Below are 26,353 nucleotides of genomic sequence, written 5' to 3' on the forward strand. Positions count from 1 at the left end.
CGCCTCGCGACGTTACAGTCAAGCGACCGTGATGATAAGACGTCCCGTGACGTGGCCCTGAGCGCTTTGTTCATGCGCCATGGCAAGCTGATCGAGCGGAAAAGTTCGCTCAACAGGCAGGGTAAAGGATCCTGCAAAGTGCAATACCGCGGCCTGTTCCAGCGCAGGCACCGCGTCCCTCGGATCGAACGAGTTTCTCACGCCATGTTCCGCGGCCGTGAAATCGGCGATCGATATGACCTTGGAAGGATCACCGGTGATCGCCACCAGGTCCGGGATGGCACCGGAGGCCACGATGTCGAGCGCACCCTGCACGCCATCAGGTGCAAGCGCCGCCACCCGCTCGTGCAGGCCGGGGCCATAGGTCGTCGGCACGGCGCCCAACGATTGCAGATATGCATGCTTCGGCTCGCTCGCCGTGCCGATCGTGCGGATGCCGGCGCTGGTGGCCAACTGGATCGCGGCAGATCCTACCCCGCCCGCGGCGCCGCTGACCAGCAGCGTCTCACCGGGCTTCACGCCGACCTCGTCGATGATCCGCGACGCCGTCTCGACCGCAATCGGGAACCCCGCCGCCTCCTCGAACGAGAGGTCATCCGGCTTGTGCGCCCATTGGTGCAGGATCGCGAACTCGGCCATCGTGTCATGGCCCTTACCGAACACGGCATCGCCGACCGACACGCCGGTTACGCCTTCACCGATGGCATCGACCACGCCTGACGCTTCCAAACCAGTCCCGGCAGGCAGCGTGAGCGGCATGTGCTCGCGCATATAGCCTGCCCGGAGCTTCCAATCGATTGGATTGACGCCGGCCGCCTTGACCGCGATGCGTACTTGACCCGCCTGCGGTTCGGGAATTTCGACCTCATCGACCGTCAAAACGTCCGGACCACCATACTCATGAAAACGTACAGCCCTCATCCGAGTGCTCCTTGTCATATTGTTAAAAGGGTTGGGAGGAAGATATCGACAGCCAAAGGGATCAGCACGATGACCGACCGTCTTGTCCATTTTGTCGAGGCACCCTGTCGGCAGATATGAGCTGCGCCGGCATAGCTCGCGAGCCGGTTCATTCGGACCATGAAAACCTCACATTGCTTGACGTCGCCATGACCATTCTTCTCGGCTGGCTGCCGTTCGAGGTAGTTAGACGAGGCCACGGAAGCTGTGAAGGAGGCAGTATTTCCCAACCAGGTGACCGCGCAGTAACCGCTTCGCGCTGCGTGGGCACGAACTGGGCGTCAAAACAGCGTCGTTGTTCCAGCTTCGGAGAGGCCGTTGCGGCGACAGCCGCGTCATGATTGAGAAGAGGGCGTCAGGGCGAGTTGCCACGAACAAAGACCGAGAAATTAGAGCGCATGCGACGGCTCGTTCTTTCGCACTCGGCAGTTCACGGCGAAGCAAAAGCCAATGTGATCAAGGCCGACAATATCAGGGTTCGAAGCGCTTCGGCAATTCCGCAGCAAGTGCGTCTATCGCCAGTCGCGACCGCAGCGGCAGATACTGGGTGCTTGGCCAGACCGCATAGCACTCCATCGCAGCGCTTGGGCGGTCTCCCCACAATTCGACAAGTTCCCCTGTGCGCATGCGGTCCCGGACCAGCCAATGAGGAAGCCAAGCAAGCCCCATGCCATCGAACGCGGCATCGGCGATGACTTCAAGGTCGTCCAAGCGCAGCCGGGATGTGACGGAGATATCGATGAGAGCCCCGGTCGCGTCAGGCAGCTGCCATGCGAGGCCATGATCACCCCGCCAGTAAACAAGCAGGTCATGCTCCGAGAGGTCCGCGATGGAGCGAGGTTCCCCGCGTGCGGCAAGATAGGCCGGTGAGGCACATAGCACCTTGCGCTGGCTGACCAGCCGCCGGGCGTGTAGTGAGGTTCCGTTGCCAAGATTGCCGTTGCGGACGGCAAGATCGAAGCCGTCGGCGATCAGATCGATCTGGCGGTCGTTGAAGCTGAGTTCAAGTTCAAGCTTCGGGTGCTGGCGAGCATAGCCGCGTAAAATCGGCGCCGCGCAGTAGCGGCCGAACAGAACCGGAAGCGAGACGCGGAGCCTGCCGGCGACCTCGCGCCGGCCAGATTCCAGGAGAGACTCACCGGCGCGCAGTTCGTCGATGGCACGAATGCAACGCTCGTAATATTGCTGACCATCCTCCGTCAGGCTTTGTGTGCGGGTCGTCCTGTGAAACAGCCGGACGCAAAGGCGCTCCTCCAGACGCGCAATCGCCTTGCCGACCGCGGAGCGCGTCAGCTTCAGCCGATCGGCCGCTTTTGCAAAGCCGCCCGCTTCGACCGCCTCAACGAAGATCTGCACGCCATCGAATCGGTCACGCATGCCGGGCAGGGCCTCCAGAATAGCAAATCCATTGATTGTAGAATCACAGGAACCAAAGAAGAGAAAAATGATTTCTAATGGTCTTGACCATTCTACGATACAACCGCCGCGAAGCAAACGATATTTTCGAGACGGTCCCGATCCAGGTGGTCACTGCTGACATTGGATCAGCATCATCCTCCCGTCGTGCGTGAATCTCGGTCAAATGGAAGGGCGTGAGAATGCTAATATCGATCGTATATGACAGCGGTTATGGCCATACCGCGCGTGTAGCGGAAGCCGTCGCTGAAGGCGTTTGGGAAATCCAGGGGGCGGAAGTGAACATCGTCGCCGTCGCCGAAGGTCCGGTAGATTGGACGGCGCTGGAAAAGAGCGACGCGATCATCTTCGGGTCGCCGACCTACAGCGGCATGATCAGCGCAAGGTTCAAGCAGTTCTGCGAGGATTCCACGAAAACGGCGTGGTTTGAACAGAAGTGGCGCAACAAGATCGCTGCCGGCTTCACCAATTCGGGCGCGCAGCACGGTGACAAGCTCAACTCACTCGTCTCAATGGCGCTGTTTGCGGCCCAGCACGGGATGATCTGGGTTGGTCTCGACATTATGCCTGGTAACGCCAGCAGCACCGGCAGCGTGGACGATCTCAACCGTCATGGAAGCTGGCTCGGCGTCATGACCCAGTCGAACAACGATCAGGCAGCCGAGGTCACGCCTATCCAGAGCGACCTCAAGACGGCCACTTACCTGGGCCGTCGCGTGGCGGAGACCACAGGCCGGTTTCAGCTCGCATAAACTCAGCCCTACAATCCCCACCAAGGAGTATGATCATGAAACTGCTTTGCCTCGACGTCCCGCAGCCCGGCGCCACGATCGAACAGTACCAGCCGCATATGCAGGATGAAGCCCGCCACGCCTGGCAGATGTACAAGGGCGGCATCATCCGGGACATCTATTTCCGACAGGATCGCCCTGGCGTCGCCATCATTGCCGAGGCCGAGTCTATCGAGGCGGCCAAGCAGGCGCTCGCCGAATTTCCCCTCGCCAAGGCCGGGCTCATTGACTGGGACGTTATCCCGCTCGGTCCCTTCCTGAATTGGGAAACGCTGTTCGCCCCTGGAAACGCTTGAGGCTAAAACGCCTGAGGCTGGGGTTCGCCAAACCGGCTCCCGGCTGCGCTTGAGAGGCGCGGTCGGGTCCAGCAGGCCAAATCAAAGGCGCCAGGCGCGAGAATAAGGGTACCAACCATGACAGTAATGGGCTTCGCTGCTCGATCGGCCACCGGCCCGCTCGAACAGTTCGCGTTCGAACGGCGCGCACCGCGTCCGGACGACGTCGTCATCGACATCCTCTTCTGCGGTGTCTGCCATACGGACCTGCACCTTGCCCGCAACCATGGCGGCTTCACGACCTATCCGATCGTCCCGGGTCACGAGATCATCGGCCGCGTGCGCGAGGTCGGGACCGGCGTTTCCGGCTTCAAGGCTGGCGACCTGGTCGGCGTCGGCTGCATGGTCGACTCCTGCCAGCACTGCAAGCCGTGCCTGAAGGGCTGGGAACAGGATTGCGTCGAAGGCTCGACCTACACCTACAATAGCGCCGACCGGCAGGACGGCAGCGTCACCTATGGCGGCTATTCCAATTCCGTCGTCGTGCGCGACAAGTTCGTCCTATCGATGCCCGACGGGCTCGATCCGGCCGGCGCGGCGCCGCTCTTGTGCGCGGGCATTACCACCTGGTCGCCGCTGCACCGCTGGAATGTCGGCAAGGATAGCAAGGTCGCCGTGATCGGCCTTGGCGGCCTCGGCCACATGGCGCTGAAGCTCGCCAAGGCGCTCGGCGCCGACGTCACGCTGTTCACGCGGTCGGCCGGCAAGGAGGAGGATGCTTTCCGCCTCGGCGCCGATCATGTTGTGCTGTCGGGCGATCCGAAGCAGATGAAGGCTGTCGCCGGGCGCTTCGACGTCATCATCGACACAGTCCCCTACGATCATGACGTCAACCCCTACATGCCGACGCTGGCGCTGGAGGGCGTTCTGGTGCTCATCGGCTACATGGGGCCGCTCGGCACACCGGTGAATGCCGACGGGGTCGTGCGGGGTCGCCGGGCAATCTCCGGATCGTTCATCGGCGGCGTGGCCGAAACCCAGCAGATGCTCGATTTCTGCGGGGCCCATGGCATCGTCTCCGACGTCGAAATCATTCCCATCCAACAGATCAACGAAGCCTATGAGCGCATGTTGAAGAGCGACGTGAAGTATCGCTTCGTCATCGACATGGCCTCGCTCAAACCCTGAGGAGCATGAACATGGCAGACAACATCAAGCCTATCCTTTGCGTGGTCACCAGTCACCCGATCCGCGGCGACAGCGGCGAGCCGACCGGTTTCGCGATGGTCGAACTCACCCATCCGCTCGATGTCTTCAAGGCGGCCGGCATTCCAGTCGAGATCGCCTCGATCCGCGGCGGCCATCCGCCGATCGACTTCTTCGACCTTTCCGATCCGGTCAACGACAAATTCTGGAAGGATAAGGAATTCCGCGCCGACCTGGCCGATTCCAAGATCCTTGCGGATCTCGATCCCTCGCGCTATTCGGCGGTCTTCTTCGCCGGCGGCCACGGCACGATGTGGGATTTCGCTGATAGCTCGGCCGTGCAGAAGGTGATCCGCGACATCTGGGAGAGCGGCGGCATCGTTTCCGCTGTCTGCCACGGTCCCGCCGCCCTGGTGAACGCCAAACTGTCTGACGGCAGCTATCTCGTCGCCGGCAAGAAGCTTGCCGCCTTCACCGACGAGGAGGAAGCCGAGGTCAAGTACACCAAGGTCGTGCCCTATCTGCTCGCCACCACGCTGAAGGAGCGGGGGGCGCTGCACCAGCCGGCGCCGAACTGGTCGGAGAATGTCGTGGTCGATGGGCGGCTCGTCACCGGCCAGAACCCGGCTTCCGCGCATGGCGTCGGAAAAGCCATCCTCGACCACCTCACGCAGAAAGCCTGACAACAACGGTCGCGCGCCTGCAGCCCGCAACACGGTTCGGTGTACTCAGCAAAAACACAGACGGGGCGCCCCGCGAAAGCAGAGCGCCCCGTCTTCAAGCCGGCAACAGCGCTCAGGGAACCGGTTTTTCTCTGATCCTCGGTGCGCTAATCCCGGTACGGTTGCGTCCGAAATCCCGGAGAACTGCCGATGGAAACAATTGCTGGTACAAGCAGTTCTCAACAAGCCGGTATTGATTCTGAGGTCATGGCACGGCTCGCCGGACCTTGGCACCTCGTGACGATCGAGCAGCCGGATGCCAACGGGGTGATGGGGGCGCTGAAAGTGGCCGGTTTCCTCGTCCTTACTCCCGACGGGCATATGACGATCCAGGTCCGCAACATGGAGTCGTTCGACCTCGATAACCCCTATAGTAGCGGCGGCTACGAAGCGAGCTATGGAACACTCACACTCGATCCCGCCAACAGCACCTTCGTCTATCATGTCGAAGGTGCATTGGTTCAAGCCTTGGTAGGCCAGGATTTGCCGCGGTCCTATCGCTTTGTAGACGATCGGCTCATCCTCACGTCCACACGTGCTGATGAAGAATGGCGAGTCGTGTGGCGCCGCAGCGGCAATGACAGCCTGAAGCCACCAGCGAGAGGATTTCAAAGATGAAGATCATCGCGATCGAAGAGCATGTCCTTCCCAATGACGTGCGGCACGCGTGGAACACTGTATCTGGCGCCGATGATGGAACGCTCGGGCTCAATCCCGGTGTGATCGGCGAACGGCTCGCGGATCTTGGAGAACAACGGCTGGCCCTGATGGACGAGACGGGCGTCGATGTTCAGGTTCTCTCCTTGACGACACCGGGACTCAACAACCTTGGTCACCACGGCATCGATCTCGCTCGTCGTGCCAACGATTTGCTGGCTGAAGCAGTCGGTGCCAACCCGTCTCGTTTTCAAGCTATGGCGGCTCTGCCATCCGCGGATGCCGACGCGGCGGCTGTGGAGTTGCGGCGATCCGTCGAGGAACTCGGCTGCAAGGGGGCCGTGCTTTTTGGGCGGGTCGGCGACAAAAATCTGGATCATTCAATTTTCGAACCGACATTCGCTTGTGCGGCCGAACTCAATGTGCCGCTCCTGATCCATCCGCAAATTCCGCAGACGAACGTGCGCGGCTCCTATTACGCGGGCTTCGGCGCCCCCATCGATCTCGCCTTGTCCACATTCGCCCTCGGATGGCATTTCGAGGCGGGTATCCAGTTCGTGCGTCTGATCTTGGGAGGCATCTTCGACCGCTATCCGAACCTTCAGGTGATCCTTGGCCACTGGGGCGAACTGGTGCTTTTCTACCTTGAGCGGTTGGTCATGCTTGATCGGGTGTCCGGGCTGCAGCGGCCATTCATCGATTATGTCCACGGCAATCTTTATCTGACGGCAAGCGGTATGTTCAACCCGGCCTATCTGCAGCAGGCGGTCAATGCCGTCGGGATTGACCGAATCCTATTCTCGACAGACTACCCCTATCAATACCGCCCCGGAGGCGATGCACGGCGTTTCGTAGACGTTCTGGAGCTCGACGATGTCAGCAAATCGAAATTCGCTTATCGGAATTGGGAGCGCTTGACCGGAGGCGGCAGCGGGGATCTTAGCACCTCCGCATTCAGGAGCCCTTGACGAGCGGCAATGTAAACGCTCGCACTTTTTGCTTGTCGACGCCACTGCTGGGACTGAGAGCCAGGCGTTTGAGAATGACGGAGTTTAGTCAGCGCATCGGCCCGAAAATCGGAATCGGTCTTAGGAAAGCATGATGCGAGGATTGAAAGTGCTAAAGCGTCCTTTGTGCGTCCGAAAGGACGCACGGCGCTCCAGGCTTAGTCGCCGGAGACAAACAAAAACCCGCGGCGCGCGAAGCACCACGGGTTTTCGATATCAGGTCTTATACCGTCAGGCGCGGATATCGAGAACGTAATCGCGGTGCGCCGGATGGGTGCTGTAGACGAAGATCTTGTTCAGTTCCTTCTGCGTCAGCAGGCGCAGGAAGCGGACTTCGACCGTATTGTTGGCGTTGACCTTCATCAGCAGGCAGCCGACCTTGGTGATGCGGGCATCCGGAATATCCAGATAGAATTGCTTCGGCAGGTTGAACTGGGTGAGGATCGCGAGTGTAGCGCTGCTCATCGAGATCCGGACAATATCGCAGCGGCGCGAAGCCGCGTGCATGACGCCCTTTTCCGTATATTCGATGCGCGCGGCATTCATGGTGTCCTCCATCTTGAACCGCTGCTCGCGGTCATACATGAAGGATTCTTCCTTGCTCAGGAAATGAGATTTTGGCTGTGACGGATTGGAAGCGGCCACTTGCTTATCCCCCTCGTAAATCGATGGGAAAAAGGTAGCAGCCGATCTTTAACAGAAAGTGAGAATTCGGCCCGTCACACACAATTCTTAGGGCCATTACCCCAAAAATGGCCGCCTCATTTCCGGTAGGTATGGCCGGTTGCGTTAAACAGATGCAACTTCTGCCTGTCGGCGGCAAACCGCATCCTCTGACCCTTCTTCACATCGTAGATGCCGGGCAGCTTGACGACGATCGGCTCGCCCGGGACCAGGCCTTCGATATAGAGCAGCGTCACTTCGCCGAGTGCTTCGACGATCGACACCTCGCCCTCGAAAAGATAGTCGGCGCCGTCGGCGACCCTCAGATCCTCCGGACGAACGCCGAAGCTTGCCTGCTTGCCCTTTTCGGATGCGTCGGTCGCAACATCGAGGGTCACCGACATGCCGCCGGTCAGCGTCACCGTCGTCTGGATTCCGGTTCCGGCGACCGTCGCCGGGATGATGTTCATCGCCGGCGAGCCGATGAATTTCGCGACGAAGAGGTTGGCCGGACGCTCATAGAGATCCAGCGGCGCGCCGACCTGCTCGATATTGCCGGCCGAGAGAACGACGATGCGATCGGCGAGCGTCATCGCTTCGACCTGGTCGTGGGTCACGTAGATCATCGTCGTATCGGCCATCTGTTCGTTCAGGCGGGCGATCTCGATGCGGGTCGCGACGCGCAGCGCGGCATCGAGGTTGGAGAGCGGCTCGTCGAACAGGAAGACCTTCGGATCGCGGCAGATGGCGCGGCCGATCGCCACGCGCTGGCGCTGGCCGCCGGAAAGCGCCTTTGGCAGGCGATCAAGATAGTTGGTCAGCTGCAGGCTCTCGGCTGCCGCCCGGACGCGGCGGTCGATCTCCTGCTTGCTCTCGCCGGCGATCTTCATGCCGAAAGCCATGTTGTCGAAGACGGTCATGTGCGGGTAGAGCGCATAGGACTGGAAGACCATGGCGATGCCGCGCTTGGAAGGCGGCACGTCATTGACGAGATGGCCGTCGATATACATCTCGCCGCCGGTGATCGCCTCGAGACCGGCGATCATACGCAGAAGCGTGGACTTGCCGCAGCCGGACGGACCGACGAAGACGATGAATTCGCCCTGCTTGATATCGAGATCGATGCCGTGGAGAACGTCCACGGAACCGTAGGATTTGCGGATATCCTTCAGCGTCAGTCCAGTCATGTCTCTCTCCCCTTGGTCCTTAGGCAAGACGGGCGAAATACGCCCCCCAGGCCGGAATATCGATCTTGTCGCCATAGTTGTTGCTGGTAAAGCCGTGCCCCGTCAATGCCTGCCATTCTCCCGCCGGCAAGGCGACGCAGGCCTCGGCCGGGCTCATGTTGAAGATGCAGAGCAGCTTCTCGTTGCCGTATTCACGGGTGAAGACCAGGCTGTCGCCCTGCGGCTCTTCGAATTCGATCTCGCCCTTGGCAAAGGCCGGATGCAATTTGCGGAAGGCGATGAAGCGGCGATAGTGCTCCAGCACCGAAGCCTCGTCGCCCTGCTGAACGCTGACGGCACGCAGAATATGCTCGACCGGCACCGGCAGCCAGGGCTTGACCGTCGAAAATCCGCCCTGGGCGACCTGGCTGTCCCAGACCATCGGCGTGCGGCAGCCGTCGCGGCCCTTGAATTCCGGCCAGAACTGGATGCCATAGGGATCCTGCAGATCCTGATAGGCGAGATCGGCCTCGGTCAGCGCCAGTTCCTCACCCTGATAGAGGCAGACGGAGCCGCGCAGCGTCATCAGCAACGAGGCATAGAGCTTGGCGAAGGCGTCGTGATCGGCGACCAGCCCGCCCCAGCGGCTGACATGGCGCATGACGTCGTGATTGGAGAAGGCCCAGCAGGCCCAGCCATCGGGTGCTGCGGCTTCGAAATCCTGCATAACCTCTTCGACGCGCTCCGCCGTCAGCGGATCGGGCGCCAGGAACTCGAAGGCATAACACATATGCATCTTGTCGTTGCCGGAAGTGTATTCGCCGACAATTTCAAGGCCACGCTGACTGTCGCCGACCTCACCCACTGCGGCGATTGCTGGGAACTCCTCGAGGACGGCGCGGAAGCGCTTCAGGAAGGCAAGGTTCTCCGGCCGGTTCTTGTCGTAGATATGCTCCTGGAAATTATAGGGATTGACTGCCGGCGCCGTCGAGGCGTTGCGGCGTTCTGGAGCAAGTGCGGGATTGTCGCGCAGTTGCGTATCGTGGAAATAAAAGTTGATGGTATCGAGGCGGAAGCCGTCGACACCGCGGTTGAGCCAGAAGCGGACGACATCAAGCAGACGGTCCTGCACCTCAGGATTATGCAGGTTCATGTCCGGCTGCGAGGTCAGGAAGTTGTGAAGGTAATACTGCATGCGCGTCGGATCCCACGCCCATGCCGAGCCGCCGAAGATCGACAGCCAGTTGTTCGGCGGCGTCCCATCCGGCTTGGCGTCGGCCCAGACATACCAGTCAGCCTTGGCGTTGGTCTTGCTGGAACGGCTCTGTACGAACCAGGGATGCTGATCCGAGCTGTGGGAGATGACGAGGTCGATCATCACGCGGATGCCGAGGCGATGGGCCTCGGCGATCATCGTGTCGAAATCCACCAGCGTGCCGAAGATCGAATCGACATTCTCGTAGTCGGAAACGTCATAACCGAAATCGCGCATCGGCGAGGTGAAGAAGGGCGAGATCCAGATGGCATCGACACCGAGGCTTGCCACATGCGGCAGGCGGGCGGTGATGCCCTTCAGGTCGCCGATGCCGTCACCGTTCGAATCCTGGTAGGAGCGCGGGTAGATCTGATAGATCACCGCGCCGCGCCACCAGTCCTTGTCGGGAGTCGAGATCGATTGGGGAGCCACGTTCATGGAATATCCTGTTTGAAGTCACGGTCGAAAATGGTCAGCCTCCCTTGACCGAACCCGCCAGCAGGCCACGCACCAGATAACGCTGCAGCCCGAAGAAGACGAGCAGCGGCACGATGATGGTGACGAAGGCCGACGCCGTCAAAATCTCCCAGTTGCCGCCGCGTGAGCCAAGCAGCGCGTTGAGGCTGCCGGTCAGCACGAGGTGGTCCTTGTCGGTGCCGAGGAAGACCATGGCAACGAGCAGGTCGTTCCATACCCACAGGAACTGGAAGATGGCGAAGGAGGCGAGCGCCGGGAAGGACAGAGGCAATACGATGCGGACGAAGATCTCGAAGTCGCTGGCGCCGTCGACGCGGGCGGATTCGATGATCTCCTTCGGCAGGCCGGCGATATAGGCCCGCAGGAGGTAGATGGCGAGCGGCATGCCGAAGGCGGTATGGGCCATCCAGATGCCGGGATAGGTTTTGGACGGCTGGCCGAGCATGGTGCCGATCTCGTTATAGAGGCGCAGCAGCGGGATCAGCGACATCTGCAGCGGCACGACGATGAGGCCGACGACGAGCGCAATCAGCAGCCCGCGGCCAGGAAACTCCATCCAGCTGAGCGCATAGGCGGCGAACGCGGCAATCAGGATCGGGATGATCGTCGCCGGGATCGTCACGGTCAGCGAGTTGATGAAGGATTGGCCGATGCCCTCGCCGGTCAGAACCGTCTTGTAGTTCTGCATCGTGAATTCCGGCGGCGCAGAGACGGATGCATAGATGCGCCGCGGGCGTTCGTCGGGCGAAAAGGCGGCGTTCTTCATATAACGGTAGCTGCCGTCGCCGTTGATCTGCAGGGTTTCGCCGTCGCCGAGATCGGCAGTCTCGCCGGCCTTGAAGGCGGCGGGCTGCTGCACCCGGTTGCCGAAGGCCTTCACCGAGCGGCCGGTCTGGCCTTCCAGCACATTGCCTGAAATGACGTAAGCCGCACCTTCCTGCTGCTGCTGATCGGCTGTGCCGAGGCGGACAGCGACCGTCTGCGTCGAGCCGACGAAGGATGTCCACCAGCCGGAGACGACGATCTGGTCCTTGTCGCGCAGCGCGCTGACGAAGATTCCGAGCGTCGGGATCAGCCAGACGATGACGATCAGCAGAACGGCGGCGTGAACGAAGAGACGGGCGGGGCCGATCTTGAAGTAGCTTCCGACAGCGGTCATCTCAGTGGCCCTTCAGTTCGCGATTGGCGCGTCGCACGTTCCAGACCATGATCGGCGTGACGGCGAGCATGATGATGATGGCGATGACGGCGCTTCGGCCGGAATCGCCGCCGCCGCGGAACAGCCAGTTGAACATCAGATTCGCCAGCACCATCGACTGCCACTGGCCGTTGGTCATGGTCAGCACGATATCGAAGACCTTGAGGACGAGGATGGTGATCGTCGTCCAGACCACCGCGATCGAGCCCCAGACTTGCGGTACCATGATGCGCCAGAATATCTGCCAGCCATTGGCGCCGTCGATGACGGCGGCCTCGATGGTCTCTTCGGGAATGCCGCGAAGGGCGGCCGACAGAATGACCATGGCAAAACCGGTCTGGATCCAGATCAGGATGACCATCAGGAAGAAATTGTTCCAGAAGGGAACTGAGATCCACACCTCAGGTGTGCCGCCGAACGTCTGGACGATGGCGTTCAAGAGGCCGATCTGGACGTCGTTGCCGCCGCGATATTCATAGATGAACTTCCAGATGACCGAGGCGCCGACGAAGGAGATCGCCATCGGCATGAAGACGATGCTTTTGGCGATATTGCCCCACCAGATGCGATCGGTCATCACGGCGATGACGAGGCCGAAGAAGGTACAGGCGGCCGGTACAACGGCAAGCCAGAGGATGTTGTTGAAGATCGACTGGCGGAATTCGCGGTCGCCGAGTGCCCATTTGTAGTTCGCGACGCCGACGAATTGCTCGCCGGCGCGGTCGTAGAAGGAGAGGATGAAGGTCGCAACGACCGGATAGACGAGATAGACAATGAGCAGGAATAGCGCCGGGCCGACGAACAACCACGGGCGCACGAGCGCACGGCGGTTGAGATTGCGCGATGCGGCGCGGATGTCGCCATCCTTCACCGGCAGAGCGAGATCCAGGATCTTGTTCGAAAAATAGAAATAGGCCGAGCACGCGAAAACGGCGACGACCACGACGGCCAAAGCGGACACTATCTGCGACAGCATTTCGTCCCTCCCCTGCTTCCCCTGATCTTATTGCGACCGGTTGTTGTTCTGACGGGTCAACGCCGGTCATCGTCAATCTGTTTGTATTGCCCAATCACAATAAATCCTGCGATGGCCGGGGTCTTTGCGAACCCGGCCAGTCATGCAAGCGATGCCGCCGGCAAGCCGGCGGCATAATTTTTGAGGATTACTTGATGCCGTCCCAGGCGCTCTGGATTTCGCCAGCAGCATCTTGAGCCGACTTGCCGCCGACGAAATCGACCATGCCCGTCCAGAAGGCGCCGGCGCCGATCTTGCCCGGCATCAGGTCGGAACCGTCGAAACGGAAGGTGGTGGCGGAGGTCAGGATCTCGCCTTCCTTCTTCATTTGCGGGTTGGCATAGGCCTCGGTGCCGACACCCTTGTACGGCGTCAAGAAGCTCGACTGCGCCATCCAGACCTCATGCGCGATCGGGGTCTTCAGGAAGTCGATGAAAGCACGAGCCGCCTTCGAATCCTTGGTGATCGAAACGAGCGTGCCGGCGCCGAGAACCGGCTTGCCGAGTTCTGGGTGGGAAGCAAAGGTCGGCATGTAGAAGAAGTCGGCATCCTGGCCGAGCTTCGTGCCCTCGGGGAAGAAGGATGGGATGAACGAGGCCTGATGGTGCATGTAGCATTTCGGCGGAACCGCGAAGAGGCCCTTCGGGCTATCGCGGAAATCGGTCGAGGCCACAGCCGCGACGCCGCCATCGACGTATTTCTCGTTCTTGGCAAACTTGCCGAACTCGTCGATCGCGGCAATAACGGCCGGATCGGTGAACTTCAGCTCGTTGGTCGTCCACTTGTCATAGGCTTCCGGCGGCTGGGTGCGCAGCATGATGTCCTCGACCCAGTCTGTGGCCGGCCAGCCAGTGGCGCCGCCTGAGCCAAGACCGATGCACCAGGGAACGCCGCCATCCTTGACGATCTGGTCGGTCAGGGCATGCAGCTCTTCCATGGTCGTCGGGATCTTGTAGCCGGCTTCCTCGAAGTTCTCCGGAACGTACCAGACCAGCGACTTCACGTCGGCCTTATAAGGGAAGGCGTAGAAGGCTTCCTTGCCGTCCTTGCCCTTATAGGTGCCGTAACCGACCCAGCTGTCGCCGGCGCCGTAATTGTCCTTGATCCACTTGGAGTTTTCGTCGCCGAGCGGCGTCAGGTAGCCCTTGCTGGCGAGGTCGGCGAGGAGGCCGGGCTGCGGCAGAACGGCGATGTTCGGTGGTGAGCCTGCCTGCGTGTCGATGACGATCTGCTGTTCGTAGTTTTCGGAAGAGGAGTATTTGGCTTCGATGCCGGTCGCTTCGGTGAAATAGGCAAGAACGCTCATGAAGAACGCCTCGTCCTCGCCGCGCCACGGCCCGAAGATCGTCAGGGGCTGCCCCTTCAGATCGGCATGAGCGGCCTTGAATTCGTCATAGCTCTTCCAGTTGAACTTGGAATCCTGTCCCGGGGCAAATTTCAGATCGGCCGCGGACGCAGCACCGGCAAAAAGCGCTGCCACGGCAACGCCCATCAAAAATGACTTTTTCATGTGATCAACCTCCCATCACAATCCCAACCGCGCCGAATTCCCTTTAAAAGGAAATTTCAAAGCGCTTTGACACCTAATTCATTCCACTTTCGGTGGAATGGAGTCAAGTCATTTCACGAGAACCCCGCCGTGAACGCGCCTGTACGGTGGCGCAACGGCGGTTATCGGGAAATATGGAGCGATTTTTCTTGAGTCAATCGCACCAAATGCTACATAATTGAAAGCGCTTTGGATGCCACTGGGAGGCGGCAGGCCTTTTGAAGACGGCCGACGGGCGGGCCGGGAGGAAGCATAGCAGGTGAATCTCAAACAGCTATCGGAATTGCTGGGGCTGTCGCAGACGACGGTGAGCCGAGCGCTCAACGGCTATCCCGAGGTCAACGAGGCGACCCGGGAGCGCGTGCTTCAAGCTGTCAAGGAAACCGGATACCGGCCGAACAAGGCGGCGCAGAGGCTTGCGACCGGCAAGGCCGGCTCGATCGGCCTCGTCATGCCGACGGCGCCCGGCCACCAGTCCGACGTGCATTTCGGTGAATTCCTGGCCGGGCTCGGCGAAGAGGCCGTGCGCCACGACTTCCACTTCGTCATCATGCCGGCCGACCCGGACGACGAGGTTGCGGCGCTCAGGCGCCTTGCGATCAGCGGCAATGTCGATGCGCTGTTCGTCGCCTATATGCGCGGCCACGACCCGCGGCTCGCCATGCTGAAATCGCTCTCCATGCCCTATGTCGTGCACGGCCGATCCTTCGGCTCGGAGCCCGACTATCCCTATCTCGACATCGACAATGAGGGCGCCTTCTACGATGCGACGCGGCTCTTGCTGCAGCTCGGCCATACGCGCTTTGCGCTAATGAACGGGCCAATACATCTCGATTTCGCCATCCGCAGGAAGAACGGCATCATATCAGCGCTTGCCGAGCGCGGGCTGACGCTCGACGAGGATTGCGTCAGCCATGCGCTGATGACGGACGAGCAAGGTCTGCTGGCGATGGAACACTTCCTGCAGCTGCCGGAGCGGCCAACGGCCATCCTCTGCTCCAGCACGGTGCTGGCGCTCGGCGCCATCCGCGCGGTCAACCAGGCGGGATTGCGGCTCGGCGAGGATATCTCGCTGATCGCCCATGACGACGTGCTGCCGCTGTTGAAGCCGGAAAACTTCTCCGTGCCGCTGACGACGACGCGCTCCTCGCTCAGGGCCGCCGGCGTTCGCATCGCGCAGCGGCTGATCGGCACGGTGAAGCAGGCAGGCCCCTTTCCCGATCAGGAGCTCTGGAAGACGGAACTGATCGTCAGAGCCTCAACCGGCCCTGCCCCGCAGCAGCCATAATCAGAACTGCGGCGGGGTCTGTCCTGCAGCGCGATGGGCGGCGATGACGGTATTGGCCATCAGCATGGCGATGGTCATCGGCCCGACGCCGCCCGGAACCGGGGTGATGGTGCTGGCGACCGCAGAGACCTCCTCGAAGGCGACGTCGCCGACGAGCCTGGTCTTGCCCTCGCCTCTTTCGGGGGCTGCCACGCGGTTGATGCCGACGTCGATGACCGTCGCACCCGGCTTGACCCAATCGGCCCTGACCATCTCCGGCCGGCCGACGGCGGCCACCAGGATGTCGGCATTGCGGCAGACCTCGGCGAGGTTCTTGGTTCTCGAATGCGCGATCGTCACCGTCGCATTGGCGTTGAGCAGCAATTGCGCCATCGGCTTGCCGAACAGGTTGGAGCGGCCGATGACGACGGCGCTGAGGCCGGAGAGGTCCTCGCCGTGGGTGCGGCGGACGAAGACCATGGCGCCGGCCGGCGTGCAGGAAACCAGTCCGGTCTTCAGGTCGCCGATGGCGAGCTTGCCGGCATTGGCGATACTGAGGCCATCGACATCCTTTTCCGGCAGGATCGCCTGAATGATCGACTCACTGTCGAGCGGTTTCGGCAGGGGCAATTGCACCAGGATGCCGTGGATCGTCGGATCGGCGTTGAGGGTGGCGACGAGGGCTGCCAGCTCCTCCTGGGTGGTTTCGGCCGGCAGCGTGTGCTGGACTGATTTGAAGCCGCATTCCTTGGCCATGCGGCCCTTCGAGCCGACATAGGCGTGGCTTGCCGGATCGTCGCCGACGATGACGACCGCGAGGCCGGCGGTGACGCCGCTGCTCTTTTCCAGCGCTGCCGTCGCGCTCTTGACCGTCTGAATGACCGATGCAGCTACGTTCTTGCCGTCGATTACTGTCGCCACGCGTCTCTCCGCCCTGTTTAGCGTCAATCTATGGATAGTCGGCGAGCGTTAAATGCCCGCTAACGCCCTATCCTGTCGGAAAGCAGCAATGCAATATCAAAAATGCAAGGAAGTGTTCGTTCAGCGCAGCGGCTGCCGCGCTTCGAACGTATGAACACGAAGCCGGTCGCGCAGGCCGGAGATCTCCGAGCGCAGCACCTCCATCTCGTCGACCGTGGTCGGGACCGCTTGCAGTGCCGGCGGCGCGGAAGACAGCGGTGAGGATGCCGACATTTCCTCTTCGGATGCCGCAATGGGTTTGCGGAGGCGCAATAGGAAAGCCGCAGCAAGACCGGCGACGAGACCCGCGGCAGCGCCGGCCAGCGAGCCGCCGGTCAGGCCATCGGGCGCCGATACCGCCGTTGCCAGCGCCGGCTTCATGAGAGTGATATGACCGTCGGTGACCGTCCCCGCCGACGCGGAAGCCGAATCATCCAGGCGAGAACGCGCGGCCGCCGCCTTGTCGCTGAGCTCGGTCAGCCGGGAAAGATCGACACCGGTATCCCGGCTTTGAGCGATCAGCGTGTTGCGGCGGTCGTTCAAGGCCTTGCGCGCATCGACGGCGGCCTTGGCAGCGACGTTGGCGGTCTGGGCAAGACGGGTCAGTTCCTTGCCCATATTCTCCTTCAGACCATCGGTTTCGGCCTGCTGCTGCAAGAGGCGTGGATGGCGCGGGCCGAGCTCGGCCGAAAGCTGCGCAAGCGCTGTCTTGGCGACCGCATATTTGTCGCGCCAGTCCTGCAGCGCCGGCGAGAGCATATCGGAGGGGAACGAACCGTCGAGCACCCCGGCAAGTTTTGCGGCCTTGAGCCGGTCGGCCTGCGCCTTGGCGTCCAGGATAGTCTGGTCGGCCTCTTTCAGATCGGCATCGAGCCCGTCGATCTGACGGCGAAGATCGACCGCCACCTTGACGTTGCCCTCGCCGCTCTTAGCCGTGAAAGCTGTCAGTTCCGCTTTCGCCTCGTCATAGGCCTTGCGCAAGGCGGCGTCGGTTGCGGCGTTGCCGCCGGATCCGTCCGGCGGGGAAACCGCTTCGGCAAGCCTTGCGGCAATGCGCATGGATTTGCCGCTGTCGCCGGTCGTCACCCTCACGAGGATCGTCCCGGCGGCGGCATCGGGCAGTATCTCGACCGCATGCTTCAACGTCGCCTCGGCGCGCGAGGTCGGATCGGCAGCAGCCCCGGTCGCAGAGAGGAGATCGAGCGCAACGCCAAACGCATTGGCTCTGGGGCCGGCAAATTCGGGATCGTGATCGAGTTTCAGGGCGGCGACCGTCGAAGCAACCACCCGCGCCGACATCAGCCCTTTCGCCGCGACCTCTGTGAAGGCGGCCCGGCTTGCGGCATCGGTCTTCACCGCAAGCGTCGCTTCGGCGCGGTAGAGGGTTGGCGAAGCCGGCATCAGTGCCGGCAGGCCCGCGCCGATCGTCGTCGCCGCGGCCAGCATCATTGCAACACCAATGCCGCCGACGCGCCGCCGTGGCACTACCGGGCGAGGCTCGGCCGGTTTCTTAATGATCGCGGTCAGCGGTTCGAGCGAGATCATCGGCTCGCTGGCCGGAGCAGCCGGTTCTTCACGGCGCGCCTGTTCCTGAGGAAGCGCATGGCCGACGTCGTTGGCGGCTCGCAGGCGATTGCCGAGGATGGTCTCGATGCGATCAACCAGCGGCGCCGGGGCCGCCGCTTTTGCGCGCTGTTCTTCCAGCGCGCGGCCGATGGCGCGCAGCAGTTCGGCCTCGGGCGGCGCGATATCGGGCCGGTTCGACGGGGGCGCTCCCCGGGGCGATCCATAGGGACCGTCATGGGCGCGCGCCAGTGCGGGCGCCGCCGGCCGGGCGGCTGCGCGATCGTGAAAACTGCTTCTGGCCCTGATATCGTACATTTGCGCCACATCTCATGCACATGATGGCCGAATTCGCTCATCCGCGCGGATGCAGATGATTAAACCAGTCTAAATAATCATGGCAAAGAAATGGTTAACCGCAGCGTGTAAGAATTATGCATCATTCCTTAAATCGGAATCGATCTAAGGATAAAATTTGCGCGCCTTAAAAGACGCGCGGCGCTGTAGCGTCAGCTCGCTTTCTTGTGGTCTGACCGCGGCTGCAGCGTGGTCACGACCTCTTCCGGATGGCTGAGTATCCTTTCGCGCCGGCGGAAGCGGTAGCGAAGGACATGGAAAAGAAAGATCGGGATGCCGACTATGTAGCGGCGCCAAAGGCGCGTCGGCTCCTGCAGCAGGCGATAAGCCCATTCCATTCGCATCATCCGCACCGTCTTCGGCGCGCGCGGGACGGCGCCGGAGACGAAGTCGAACAGAGCGCCGACCGTCAGCACCAGGCGCGCATGATCGGCACGGATATTGTCGTGGACCCATTTCTCCTGCAGCGGCGTTCCCATGCCGACAATCAAAATATCGAGCTTCTGGCGCTCAAGCTCGTCGGTAACGACAGCGGAATCGACCGTGTCGAAGTAACCGTCGGAAACAACGACGAATTCATGCCAGGGTGTATGCCGGCGGAAATTTTCCGCCGCCGCCTCGACGACCGAACGTGTGCCGCCGATGAGGCCGATGCGGCGCGGGGCCTCCATAAAGGTGAGGAAGGCCGGGACGAAATCGGTGCCGTTCAGATTGGCGGGAAACGGCGCACCATGGGCGATCTGCGATGCAATGTTGAGGCCGATGCCGTCCGGCAGCACCAGATTGTGCGACATGATCCGGTAATATTCGTCGTCGTGAAGCGCGGTCAGCATGTTGTGGGCGTTGACGAAGCAAACCACGGTCTGGCCGACGGGAATGGAGGCCAGCTCGTTGATGAAAACGAGGGCGTCGTCCCAACCGAGATCGCAGACCGGCAGATCGAAGATCGTCCGCCGCGATGCGAGCACCGCGAAGTTTGCAATCAGATTCATTCCTACCTCCTGCCGAGGGTGCTGCATGCGCCCGACATCCCGGAAAACAAGCCCATAATTCCGCACCGGAGGTCTCGAAAGGACCGGCCGCGTCCAGCCCGGACGGCGCTGCCCCGATTTTGGGAGGCAGCATACGCCAAGCTGTGACACCTGATATAACAGGACGGTTTCAAACAACCCTTAGGAAAATTCCTTGAATTTTTATGCGCGTATAAGTGGTTTATTAACCACGTGCGCCAACGAAAAACGGCGCCTTGCGGCGCTGTTTTTCGTCGACGACAATATAACGCTTAGTGGGCGGCTGCCGCCGGCGCTTCGCCGGCCGGTGCGGTCTCGACGATCTTGATAGGTGCGCCCATCTTCTTCGGCTGCCCGGCGGAGCTTTGCTTGACATCTTCCTTGGAGAGATAGTCGAGCTGCTCCAGCATCACGTCGGCGACATACTCGCCGCCGAGGCGCTCGTTCATGCCCTTCTTGATCTCTTCGCGGAAGGCCTTCGGATCGAAGGATTTGATGTGGGCGATATCGACCGTCTTGTTGCCGACGAGCAGGCTGAAAAGCTCGTCCGTCGTCATCTCGGCCAGCGGCAGCGTCACGCCCTTCAGCATCTCCTTGTTCATCATGAAGGAAACGCGGCCAAGAAAGTAGCCGGTCACCGCGCCGTTACCGATGATCGGCACCGTGATCGTTTCACCCTTCACCAGTTCGAGCGCGCTCTGCTTGGAGTCCGTTGCCGCGGGCGCCGGCGCGGTCGCCAGGTACACCGAGAAATAGACCGATGCCAAGGTAATGGCGCAAACCCAGACACCGGTGAGGACGAGCTTGATCATCAGTTTCCACGCACGGCGAATTGTTCCTGGGAATAGGTGCCGTCGGCATCGGCGTCCTGAACGGCGTTCTTCAGGAGGTCGGCGACGGCGCGAACCGCTTCGAGGTGCGCCTCGACACGACGGGCATTGAGAACCAGCTTCTTCTTCAAGCCGTGCAACTGATCGAGATGGGCAGCGGCGAGCTCGGCCGGATCGGTGTCGCGGAACAGCATCGACAACTCGTAAAGGCAGCGGCTCTTATGCGCATTGGAGACCTTGAGATCAAACTGCGGGTCGTTGCCGATCCGGGTGTTCTCATTGTCGATGATCATTTCGAGGCGTCCGAGAACGGATTTGATCCTATATTCGTTCGAAACTATTTCCATGGTACCCCCGGTTATGCGTCGTTTAGAGATTACGCCGAAAAGTGTGCGCGGTTTTCGGACGATATCATGCTCTAACTATCTGATTGAGAACAGGATTCACATTTTAGGTCAATGGGCCTAAATTCATCCTGTTTTATCGGTCTTGGCTTCGGCGGTCGGCGTGCCAAATGTCTTGCGCTGGAAGTCGTCGATCATGCTGAGCGCAATGTTGCGGTCATCCTTATCGGTCGAAGCATTGACGATCTTGCCTTCCTGCCGGCGCAGCTGCTCGCTGTACATCTGCTTGGCGATGCCGATGCCGTCACCCTTGGCCATGACGTTGCCGAGCTGCTCGGCCATCATGCCTTTCCAGATATCGCCGGTCGCACCCTTACCGTAGACGTCGTCGCTTTCGCTCGGCAGCATGTTCTTGACGAAATTCTGCAGAACCATGGCCTCGAATTTCCGGTAGCTTTCCGGCACTTCCTCAGCCTTGGTGCGGTTCTGGATATTGTTGACGCCGCTCTTCTGGCCGATATGGTCGAGAATATCGACCGTATTGGCGAAGCCCTTGCCGTTCTCGGCGAGGCTCGTTGCAGCAAAGGCCGCACGATTTGCCTTCAATTTTTCCTGGGCTGCCTGAACCTCCATGGGGTCGGCAGCTTTGACAACATCCAGGACCAGATCACTGGGGGGCGAAATAGCCACGTTACAATCCTCTAAATTAAGATCGTAACGACTATGGATTTCGAAGCTTGCTGGAGGCTGGCGTTGCGAATTGCTGATCGATGACATCGTAGACGGCATTGTCATCGGCCTCGCGGCGCTCGGCCTCAAGGGCCTCTTTCATGCCTTCTTCGAAACGATCCCCCTTGGCGCGTTCGCGCGCCAGCCGCATCTCGTGGACCTGCTGCATGCCGGTCAGCTGCTGGTCCTTGATGCTGAGCCTGCCGAATCGATCGGCGTAATTCTGCGAGAAGGCGTGGTGGACCGGGTCCATCGAGCCGAGCGCGAGGATGACGTCGTCCATCGCCGCATTGACCTCGACGCGCTGGCGGCTGGTTTCGGCCAGATCGTTCTCGGCCATCCTTTCGATATGCCGCTGCACCGAGAGCAATCGCTTGAGCTTCTGGGAGCGGTTCTTTTCGATCATGGCAGCCTCATCGCCCGATATAGATCGAGCCGAAGGACTGGCCGAACTGGCTGACCATCGCCGCAATCGAGAAATAGATCAGGAAGAGCCCGCCCATCAGCAGATAGGGCGTCGAGATGAAGTAAACCGGTATCTGCGGCGCCAGCTTGTTGATGAAGCCGATCGAGACATTGAAGATCAGGCCGTAGATCAAGAACGGGCTCGACAGCCGCAGCATGATGTAGGTGGTCTGCTCCAGCGTGTCGGTAAAGGAGATCAGCGTCGCGCGCATCTGCATCAGACCGCCGAACGGCATGGTCGTGTAGGAATCGATCAGTGCGCGGAAGACGATGTGATGAAAATCCATGATGAACAGGATCATGATGCCGGCAAAGGTGACGAAAGCGGAAAGGCTGGTCTCCGGCGTATCTTCGAGGATGTCGGCGGAGCCCGGCTGGGAGTAGCCGACCATCATGGCGAGGATCGAGGCGGCGAACTGCATGCCGAGCGTGTAGATCCTCGCCAGCATGCCGTACATCACGCCGATCAGCGATTCGCTGACGATCAGGCCGATATATGTTCCGGAACCGGTGTGAACGGCCGGATAGACAGTGTCCCAGAGCAGCGGCATGACGGCGATCGAGAGCGCGCCTGCGATGAAGACGCGCAGTTGGTCGGGCACGCGCGCCGAGGAAAAACCCGGAAGAGCCAGCACACACCCACCGATTCGGCAGAAAACCAGAAACAGCGCGAGAACGGTCCCTTGCGCGTCTGTTATCATGAAATGGAGCCCAAAATCTTTATCTCGATGCCCTTGGCCAGTTCGACATGCGACAGGACCGGCAGCGTGGCAAACAGCCGTTCGATGATCATGCGCACATAGGAGCGTGTTTCCGGCGACGTGACAAGTACGAATGGCAGGCCGCGATCCATGAACTCACGGATAACTTTGGTGGCTTGCTCGCTGAACTCCTCGAGGCTGCGCGGATCGATGTCGAATTCGATCACTTCGCCCTTGGCGTCGCGCTTCAATGCCTGATGGAAAGCGAGATCCCATTTGCTACCCAACCTGAGGACGCGCAGCACGCCGTTGTCGGCGAGGTCGCCGCAAAGCTGCTGGGCCATGCGAATGCGGACATGCTCGACGATCTGCTCGGTCTTTCTGACATGCGGAGCGAGCTCGGCCACCGCTTCGAGAATGAGGTGCAGGTTGCGGATCGACACGCGTTCGGCAAGCAGAAGCTTGAGCACCGCCTGCAGGCCCGAATAGGACATGTGCGACGAGCAGATCTCGTCGGCGAGCTTCTTGTATTCGGGATCGAGCCGGTCGATCAGCACCTTGACGTCCTTGTAGGACAGAAGCTGCGGCAGGTTGTTGCGGATGACCTCGCTCATATGGGTCAGCACGACAGAGACGTTGTCGATCGGCTGGAAGCCCTCGCGTTTCAGATCGTCGGTGAAGTTTTCGAGGATCGAGACGGCAGGCATGCCGAAGGCGGGTTCGCGGATTTCATCGCCGGGGATGCTTGGCCGGCGGCCGGCACCGGTGACGACGAGGACTTCGCCGACGCGCAGCAGGTTGGAGGCGACCGTCGTGCCGTGAATGCGGATCTGGTAGGATTTCTCGGCGATGGCGATATCGTCGGTGACCTTGATTTCGGGCACGACGAAACCGTATTGCGTGGCGAACTTCTTGCGCATCTTGCCAACGCGGAAGGCGAGTTCCTGGTGGGCGCCGAGCAGGCGCGTCGAGACCATCTTGCCGAGTGCGAGCTCGATCTCCGAGGTGCGCAGTACCGCCTTGACCGAATCCTTTTCCAGTTCCTTGCTTTGGACGACCTTATTTTCCTCCTGCTCGCGGCGAAGCTTGTTTTCAGCCTCGACCTTACGCGGTATGAACCAGGCGCCGAAGGCGAGAAGACCGCCGAGGATCGTGAAAGGGACAAACGGCAGGCCCGGCATCAGCGCCAGGATGAACATCAGCACGGCCGAGACGGAAAGCGCACGGGGGTAACCGCTGAGCTGATTGACGACTGCCTGGTCGGTGGAGCCGGTGGTGCCGCCGCGAGAAACGAGAAGGCCGGCGGCGAGCGAGACGATCAGGGCCGGCATCTGCGAGACGAGGCCGTCGCCGACGGAGAGCTTGACGAAGACGTCGGCCGCTTCGCCGATCGGCATGCCGTGGCGGAAATAGCCGATGATGATGCCGCCGAAGACGTTAATGGCGGTGATGATGAGGCCGGCGACGGCATCGCCACGCACGAATTTCGAGGCACCGTCCATCGCACCGAAGAAGGAGCTTTCCTCTTCGAGTTCTCTGCGCCGGCGCTGGGCTTCCTTCTCGTCGATGATGCCGGCCGAAAGATCGGCGTCGATCGACATCTGCTTGCCGGGAATGGCATCGAGCGTGAAACGCGCGCCGACTTCGGCGATGCGCGTGGCACCCTTGGTGATGACGATGAAGTTGATGGTGATGAGGATCAGGAAGACGATCAGACCGATGACGAAATCGCCGGACATCACCAGGCTTGCGAAACCGGCGATGACGCCGCCCGCCGCATCGTGGCCTTCATTGCCGTGGGACAGGATGACGCGCGTCGTCGCGATGTTCAGCGCCAGCCGGGTCATCGTTGCGATCAACAGAATGGTCGGGAAAGACGAGAAATCGAGCGGTTTCTGGATCCACAACGCGACCATCAGGATCAGCACCGAGAAGGCGATCGAGAAGGCAAGTCCCATATCGATCAGGAATGGCGGAATCGGCAGGAAGAGAATGCAGATGATGCCGATGATGCCGAGGGCAAAACCGACATCGCGCAGGCTCGGGGCGACTTTCGGAAGGGGGAGTGCAGGTGGTTGCGCCATAACAGTTCCGTCTCTTCATGAGAGGAGGCGGACTCGGTCCACCCAATTCGGATCGAGAGTTAAATGGCGAAGCTTGCGCGAAGGTGGCTCAGAAGCCGGACTGGATGCGCGAGAAGACCAGATTGGTGAAAATCGAGATCTGCGAGCCGACGAAGGGTGCTGTGACGCCGACGGTGATCAGCACCGCGACGATTTTCGGCACGAAGGTCAGCGTCGCTTCCTGCACCTGTGTCAGTGCCTGGATCAGGGCGATGACGAGACCCACCACCATCGCGGCGATGACCGCGGGACCGGCGGCAATCAGCACGGTCCAGATCGCGGCCTGGAACAGATCCAATGCATCAGCTTCATTCATCTGAAGGCAACCTCATATCGCCTCGAAGCAGCCCCGCCATTGCCGGGCCGCTGTTGGTTGGTATCACCCGACGCGTCTTCGCCGCGGTATCAGGTATCAGTGTTGTCGCTGGTCGTGGTCGTCGTGGCCGGCGCCTGGCTGGCAACAGTGATTCCCGCCTGCACGAGTATCTTACCCCCATCCTTGGTCGTCGCAATCACGCCGTCGGAATAAACTTTGACGGAATCGATGATGCCTTTGACGGTGCCGTCGGCGCTTTCCATGTATTTGCCGACGTAGCTGCTGGCCTGGGTAAGGCTGGAGCTGGACAGCAGCGTGTCCAGCTTGGTGTTGGTCTGGATCGTCTGCTCGACCTGCGAGAAGCTTGCCAGCTGCGACATCTGCTCGCTGGCATCGACCGGGTCGGTCGGATCCTGATTCTTCATCTGCGCGATCAGCAGCTGAAGGAAATTGTCGTAGTTCAGCGTCGCTTTTTGCTGGGCCGAATTCGTCGTGCTCGTCGTGCTCGTGTTGGTCACGCTTGATGTTGCATCTACCGCCATGGTGCAATCTCCCTGCGAATCTGCTCGACCATCGTCGGCGGCATTTCGTGGTTGTTGAGGATATTGTCTTCGATCGCATAGAGGCCGCGGATCGCCTTCAACGCATCAAAAGCGCGGCCGGTCGAGACGAGCGCATCGATGCGCTTCAGTTCCGCGAGGATTTCCTCGTTTTTGAAGCAGCTGAGCAGCATGGTGATCGACTTGCGGAACATCGCCGTCGAGTGGTCCTTGCCCTCGGGATTGATGAGGATCATCTGCGCGATGAAATAGAGCTGACGCAGGGGCGTGGTGGCCGCTTCCGGCTGGAGGACGTGGTTTTCGAGAAGGAACGTCACGTCATTCAGGAATTCCAGCGCGACCTTGCGGTCGACGCGCAGGACGGCGCCGTTGATGAAGATTCTTTCTCCGGCTTTCAGAGAAATGCGAAGTGTACTTTTCATTTAAGTCCATCCCTGATGATGGTGGTAACGTCGATGATGCCCTGGTAGTTATTCGACAGACGCTTTCGTATCCTGTCGCATTCCTTCAATATCCAGATCGCGATCGAGATGAGGTTGGCCCTGAGCTGGATCTCCAGCTGATTGTCGGGATGTTTCAGATCCTCGATGAAGCTGATCCACACCCTGCGCGTATAAAACAGGGCTTCGATGGCTTCCCGGCCGTATTTTTCCTTTTCGCGCGCCAACGACAGCAGGTCTATGGACCGGTCAAGAACCTGCCATTCCCGCTCTTTCGCGTCGGCCACCGAGTCCTGCATGACTTCGGCATATGAGAACTGATACATTCATG

28 protein-coding genes are annotated in these 26,353 nt (G+C 60.6%); 7 read left to right on the forward strand and 21 right to left on the reverse strand.

Annotation, left to right across the window (positions count from 1 at the left end; genetic code table 11):
* Window positions 1-18: 18 nt before the first annotated feature.
* The gene (locus HJB82_RS13995; RefSeq protein ID WP_221140270.1) at window positions 19-921 is read right to left on the reverse strand and encodes an NADP-dependent oxidoreductase; all 903 of its coding nucleotides are present in this window, start codon (window positions 919-921) and stop codon (window positions 19-21) included.
* A gap of 510 nt (window positions 922-1,431) precedes the next feature.
* Window positions 1,432-2,337 carry a LysR family transcriptional regulator gene (locus HJB82_RS14000; RefSeq protein ID WP_221140384.1) on the reverse strand — a complete coding sequence of 302 codons (906 nt, stop codon included), beginning with the start codon at window positions 2,335-2,337 and terminating at the stop codon, window positions 1,432-1,434.
* 221 nt (window positions 2,338-2,558) lie between these two features.
* On the opposite strand from HJB82_RS14000, the gene HJB82_RS14005 reads away from it, so the two are divergent.
* The 6 genes from HJB82_RS14005 to HJB82_RS14030 all read left to right on the forward strand — a co-directional run bounded on the left by HJB82_RS14005 (window position 2,559) and on the right by HJB82_RS14030 (window position 6,995).
* Complete coding sequence (locus HJB82_RS14005; protein WP_221140272.1) at window positions 2,559-3,128, forward strand: flavodoxin family protein; 570 nt, start codon at window positions 2,559-2,561, stop codon at window positions 3,126-3,128.
* A gap of 35 nt (window positions 3,129-3,163) precedes the next feature.
* On the forward strand, window positions 3,164-3,463 hold the full coding sequence (locus HJB82_RS14010) for a superoxide dismutase (protein WP_207582971.1): 300 nt from the start codon (window positions 3,164-3,166) through the stop codon (window positions 3,461-3,463).
* Between the two features lie 117 nt (window positions 3,464-3,580).
* Complete coding sequence (locus tag HJB82_RS14015) at window positions 3,581-4,630, forward strand: NAD(P)-dependent alcohol dehydrogenase (RefSeq protein WP_207582970.1); 1,050 nt, start codon at window positions 3,581-3,583, stop codon at window positions 4,628-4,630.
* Window positions 4,631-4,641: 11 nt separating this feature from the next.
* Window positions 4,642-5,331 carry a type 1 glutamine amidotransferase domain-containing protein gene (locus HJB82_RS14020; protein WP_207582969.1) on the forward strand — a complete coding sequence of 230 codons (690 nt, stop codon included), beginning with the start codon at window positions 4,642-4,644 and terminating at the stop codon, window positions 5,329-5,331.
* A gap of 189 nt (window positions 5,332-5,520) precedes the next feature.
* Window positions 5,521-5,988, forward strand: coding sequence for a lipocalin-like domain-containing protein (locus tag HJB82_RS14025; RefSeq protein WP_207582968.1), 468 nt, complete (start codon window positions 5,521-5,523; stop codon window positions 5,986-5,988).
* Complete coding sequence (locus HJB82_RS14030; protein ID WP_221140273.1) at window positions 5,985-6,995, forward strand: amidohydrolase family protein; 1,011 nt, start codon at window positions 5,985-5,987, stop codon at window positions 6,993-6,995. The genes HJB82_RS14025 and HJB82_RS14030 overlap by 4 nt, the downstream gene beginning before the upstream one ends.
* A gap of 270 nt (window positions 6,996-7,265) precedes the next feature.
* Here HJB82_RS14030 and HJB82_RS14035 read toward each other — a convergent pair whose 3' ends face one another.
* From HJB82_RS14035 to HJB82_RS14060, 6 genes are all read right to left on the reverse strand, one after another.
* Window positions 7,266-7,619: a hypothetical protein gene (locus HJB82_RS14035; RefSeq protein ID WP_207582966.1), complete on the reverse strand. Its 354-nt coding sequence runs from the start codon at window positions 7,617-7,619 to the stop codon at window positions 7,266-7,268.
* Between the two features lie 176 nt (window positions 7,620-7,795).
* Entirely contained in the window at window positions 7,796-8,884 is a 1,089-nt protein-coding gene (locus HJB82_RS14040; RefSeq protein WP_207582965.1) for an ABC transporter ATP-binding protein, read from the reverse strand.
* A gap of 19 nt (window positions 8,885-8,903) precedes the next feature.
* Window positions 8,904-10,556 (reverse strand): alpha-glucosidase, encoded by a 1,653-nt coding sequence (locus tag HJB82_RS14045; protein WP_207582964.1) that lies wholly within the window; start codon window positions 10,554-10,556, stop codon window positions 8,904-8,906.
* 34 nt (window positions 10,557-10,590) lie between these two features.
* The gene (locus HJB82_RS14050; protein WP_207582963.1) at window positions 10,591-11,754 is read right to left on the reverse strand and encodes a carbohydrate ABC transporter permease; all 1,164 of its coding nucleotides are present in this window, start codon (window positions 11,752-11,754) and stop codon (window positions 10,591-10,593) included.
* A gap of 1 nt (window position 11,755) precedes the next feature.
* Window positions 11,756-12,769: a carbohydrate ABC transporter permease gene (locus tag HJB82_RS14055; protein WP_207582962.1), complete on the reverse strand. Its 1,014-nt coding sequence runs from the start codon at window positions 12,767-12,769 to the stop codon at window positions 11,756-11,758.
* 187 nt (window positions 12,770-12,956) lie between these two features.
* A complete protein-coding gene (locus HJB82_RS14060) occupies window positions 12,957-14,318 on the reverse strand; it encodes an ABC transporter substrate-binding protein (protein ID WP_207582961.1) in 1,362 nt (453 codons plus the stop codon).
* Between the two features lie 298 nt (window positions 14,319-14,616).
* Here HJB82_RS14060 and HJB82_RS14065 point away from each other — a divergent pair, with 298 nt between their 5' ends.
* On the forward strand, window positions 14,617-15,645 hold the full coding sequence (locus HJB82_RS14065; protein WP_207582960.1) for a LacI family DNA-binding transcriptional regulator: 1,029 nt from the start codon (window positions 14,617-14,619) through the stop codon (window positions 15,643-15,645).
* On the opposite strand, the gene folD is transcribed toward HJB82_RS14065, so the two are convergent.
* The 13 genes from folD to flaF all read right to left on the reverse strand — a co-directional run bounded on the left by folD (window position 15,646) and on the right by flaF (window position 26,348).
* A complete protein-coding gene (gene folD / locus HJB82_RS14070; protein WP_221116082.1) occupies window positions 15,646-16,545 on the reverse strand; it encodes a bifunctional methylenetetrahydrofolate dehydrogenase/methenyltetrahydrofolate cyclohydrolase FolD in 900 nt (299 codons plus the stop codon). It abuts the gene before it with no gap.
* Window positions 16,546-16,665: 120 nt separating this feature from the next.
* A complete protein-coding gene (locus HJB82_RS14075; RefSeq protein WP_207582958.1) occupies window positions 16,666-18,465 on the reverse strand; it encodes a succinoglycan biosynthesis protein exop in 1,800 nt (599 codons plus the stop codon).
* 191 nt (window positions 18,466-18,656) lie between these two features.
* The gene (locus HJB82_RS14080) at window positions 18,657-19,496 is read right to left on the reverse strand and encodes a WecB/TagA/CpsF family glycosyltransferase (RefSeq protein ID WP_221116084.1); all 840 of its coding nucleotides are present in this window, start codon (window positions 19,494-19,496) and stop codon (window positions 18,657-18,659) included.
* Window positions 19,497-19,786: 290 nt separating this feature from the next.
* Window positions 19,787-20,326 carry a hypothetical protein gene (locus tag HJB82_RS14085; protein WP_207582956.1) on the reverse strand — a complete coding sequence of 180 codons (540 nt, stop codon included), beginning with the start codon at window positions 20,324-20,326 and terminating at the stop codon, window positions 19,787-19,789.
* Window positions 20,326-20,691, reverse strand: a complete 366-nt coding sequence (locus HJB82_RS14090; protein WP_207582955.1) for a hypothetical protein — start codon at window positions 20,689-20,691, stop codon at window positions 20,326-20,328. The genes HJB82_RS14085 and HJB82_RS14090 overlap by 1 nt, the downstream gene beginning before the upstream one ends.
* 123 nt (window positions 20,692-20,814) lie before the next feature.
* A complete protein-coding gene (locus HJB82_RS14095; RefSeq protein WP_207582954.1) occupies window positions 20,815-21,378 on the reverse strand; it encodes a rod-binding protein in 564 nt (187 codons plus the stop codon).
* Window positions 21,379-21,409: 31 nt separating this feature from the next.
* Window positions 21,410-21,823, reverse strand: coding sequence for a hypothetical protein (locus HJB82_RS14100; RefSeq protein WP_207582953.1), 414 nt, complete (start codon window positions 21,821-21,823; stop codon window positions 21,410-21,412).
* Window positions 21,824-21,830: 7 nt separating this feature from the next.
* Window positions 21,831-22,583, reverse strand: coding sequence for a flagellar biosynthetic protein FliR (fliR, locus tag HJB82_RS14105; RefSeq protein ID WP_207582952.1), 753 nt, complete (start codon window positions 22,581-22,583; stop codon window positions 21,831-21,833).
* Window positions 22,580-24,667, reverse strand: a complete 2,088-nt coding sequence (gene flhA, locus HJB82_RS14110; RefSeq protein WP_207582951.1) for a flagellar biosynthesis protein FlhA — start codon at window positions 24,665-24,667, stop codon at window positions 22,580-22,582. The genes fliR and flhA overlap by 4 nt, the downstream gene beginning before the upstream one ends.
* A gap of 88 nt (window positions 24,668-24,755) precedes the next feature.
* A complete protein-coding gene (fliQ, locus tag HJB82_RS14115; RefSeq protein ID WP_009992823.1) occupies window positions 24,756-25,022 on the reverse strand; it encodes a flagellar biosynthesis protein FliQ in 267 nt (88 codons plus the stop codon).
* A gap of 89 nt (window positions 25,023-25,111) precedes the next feature.
* Window positions 25,112-25,564, reverse strand: coding sequence for a flagellar hook assembly protein FlgD (flgD, locus tag HJB82_RS14120; RefSeq protein WP_207582950.1), 453 nt, complete (start codon window positions 25,562-25,564; stop codon window positions 25,112-25,114).
* Window positions 25,555-26,004, reverse strand: coding sequence for a flagellar biosynthesis repressor FlbT (flbT, locus tag HJB82_RS14125; RefSeq protein WP_007633262.1), 450 nt, complete (start codon window positions 26,002-26,004; stop codon window positions 25,555-25,557). Before flbT ends, flgD begins: the two co-directional genes overlap by 10 nt.
* Complete coding sequence (gene flaF, locus HJB82_RS14130) at window positions 26,001-26,348, reverse strand: flagellar biosynthesis regulator FlaF (protein WP_164006557.1); 348 nt, start codon at window positions 26,346-26,348, stop codon at window positions 26,001-26,003. The genes flbT and flaF overlap by 4 nt, the downstream gene beginning before the upstream one ends.
* Window positions 26,349-26,353: the final 5 nt, after the last annotated feature.

The organism is Rhizobium sp. NZLR10 (assembly GCF_019685125.1).
Lineage (GTDB): Bacteria > Pseudomonadota > Alphaproteobacteria > Rhizobiales > Rhizobiaceae > Rhizobium.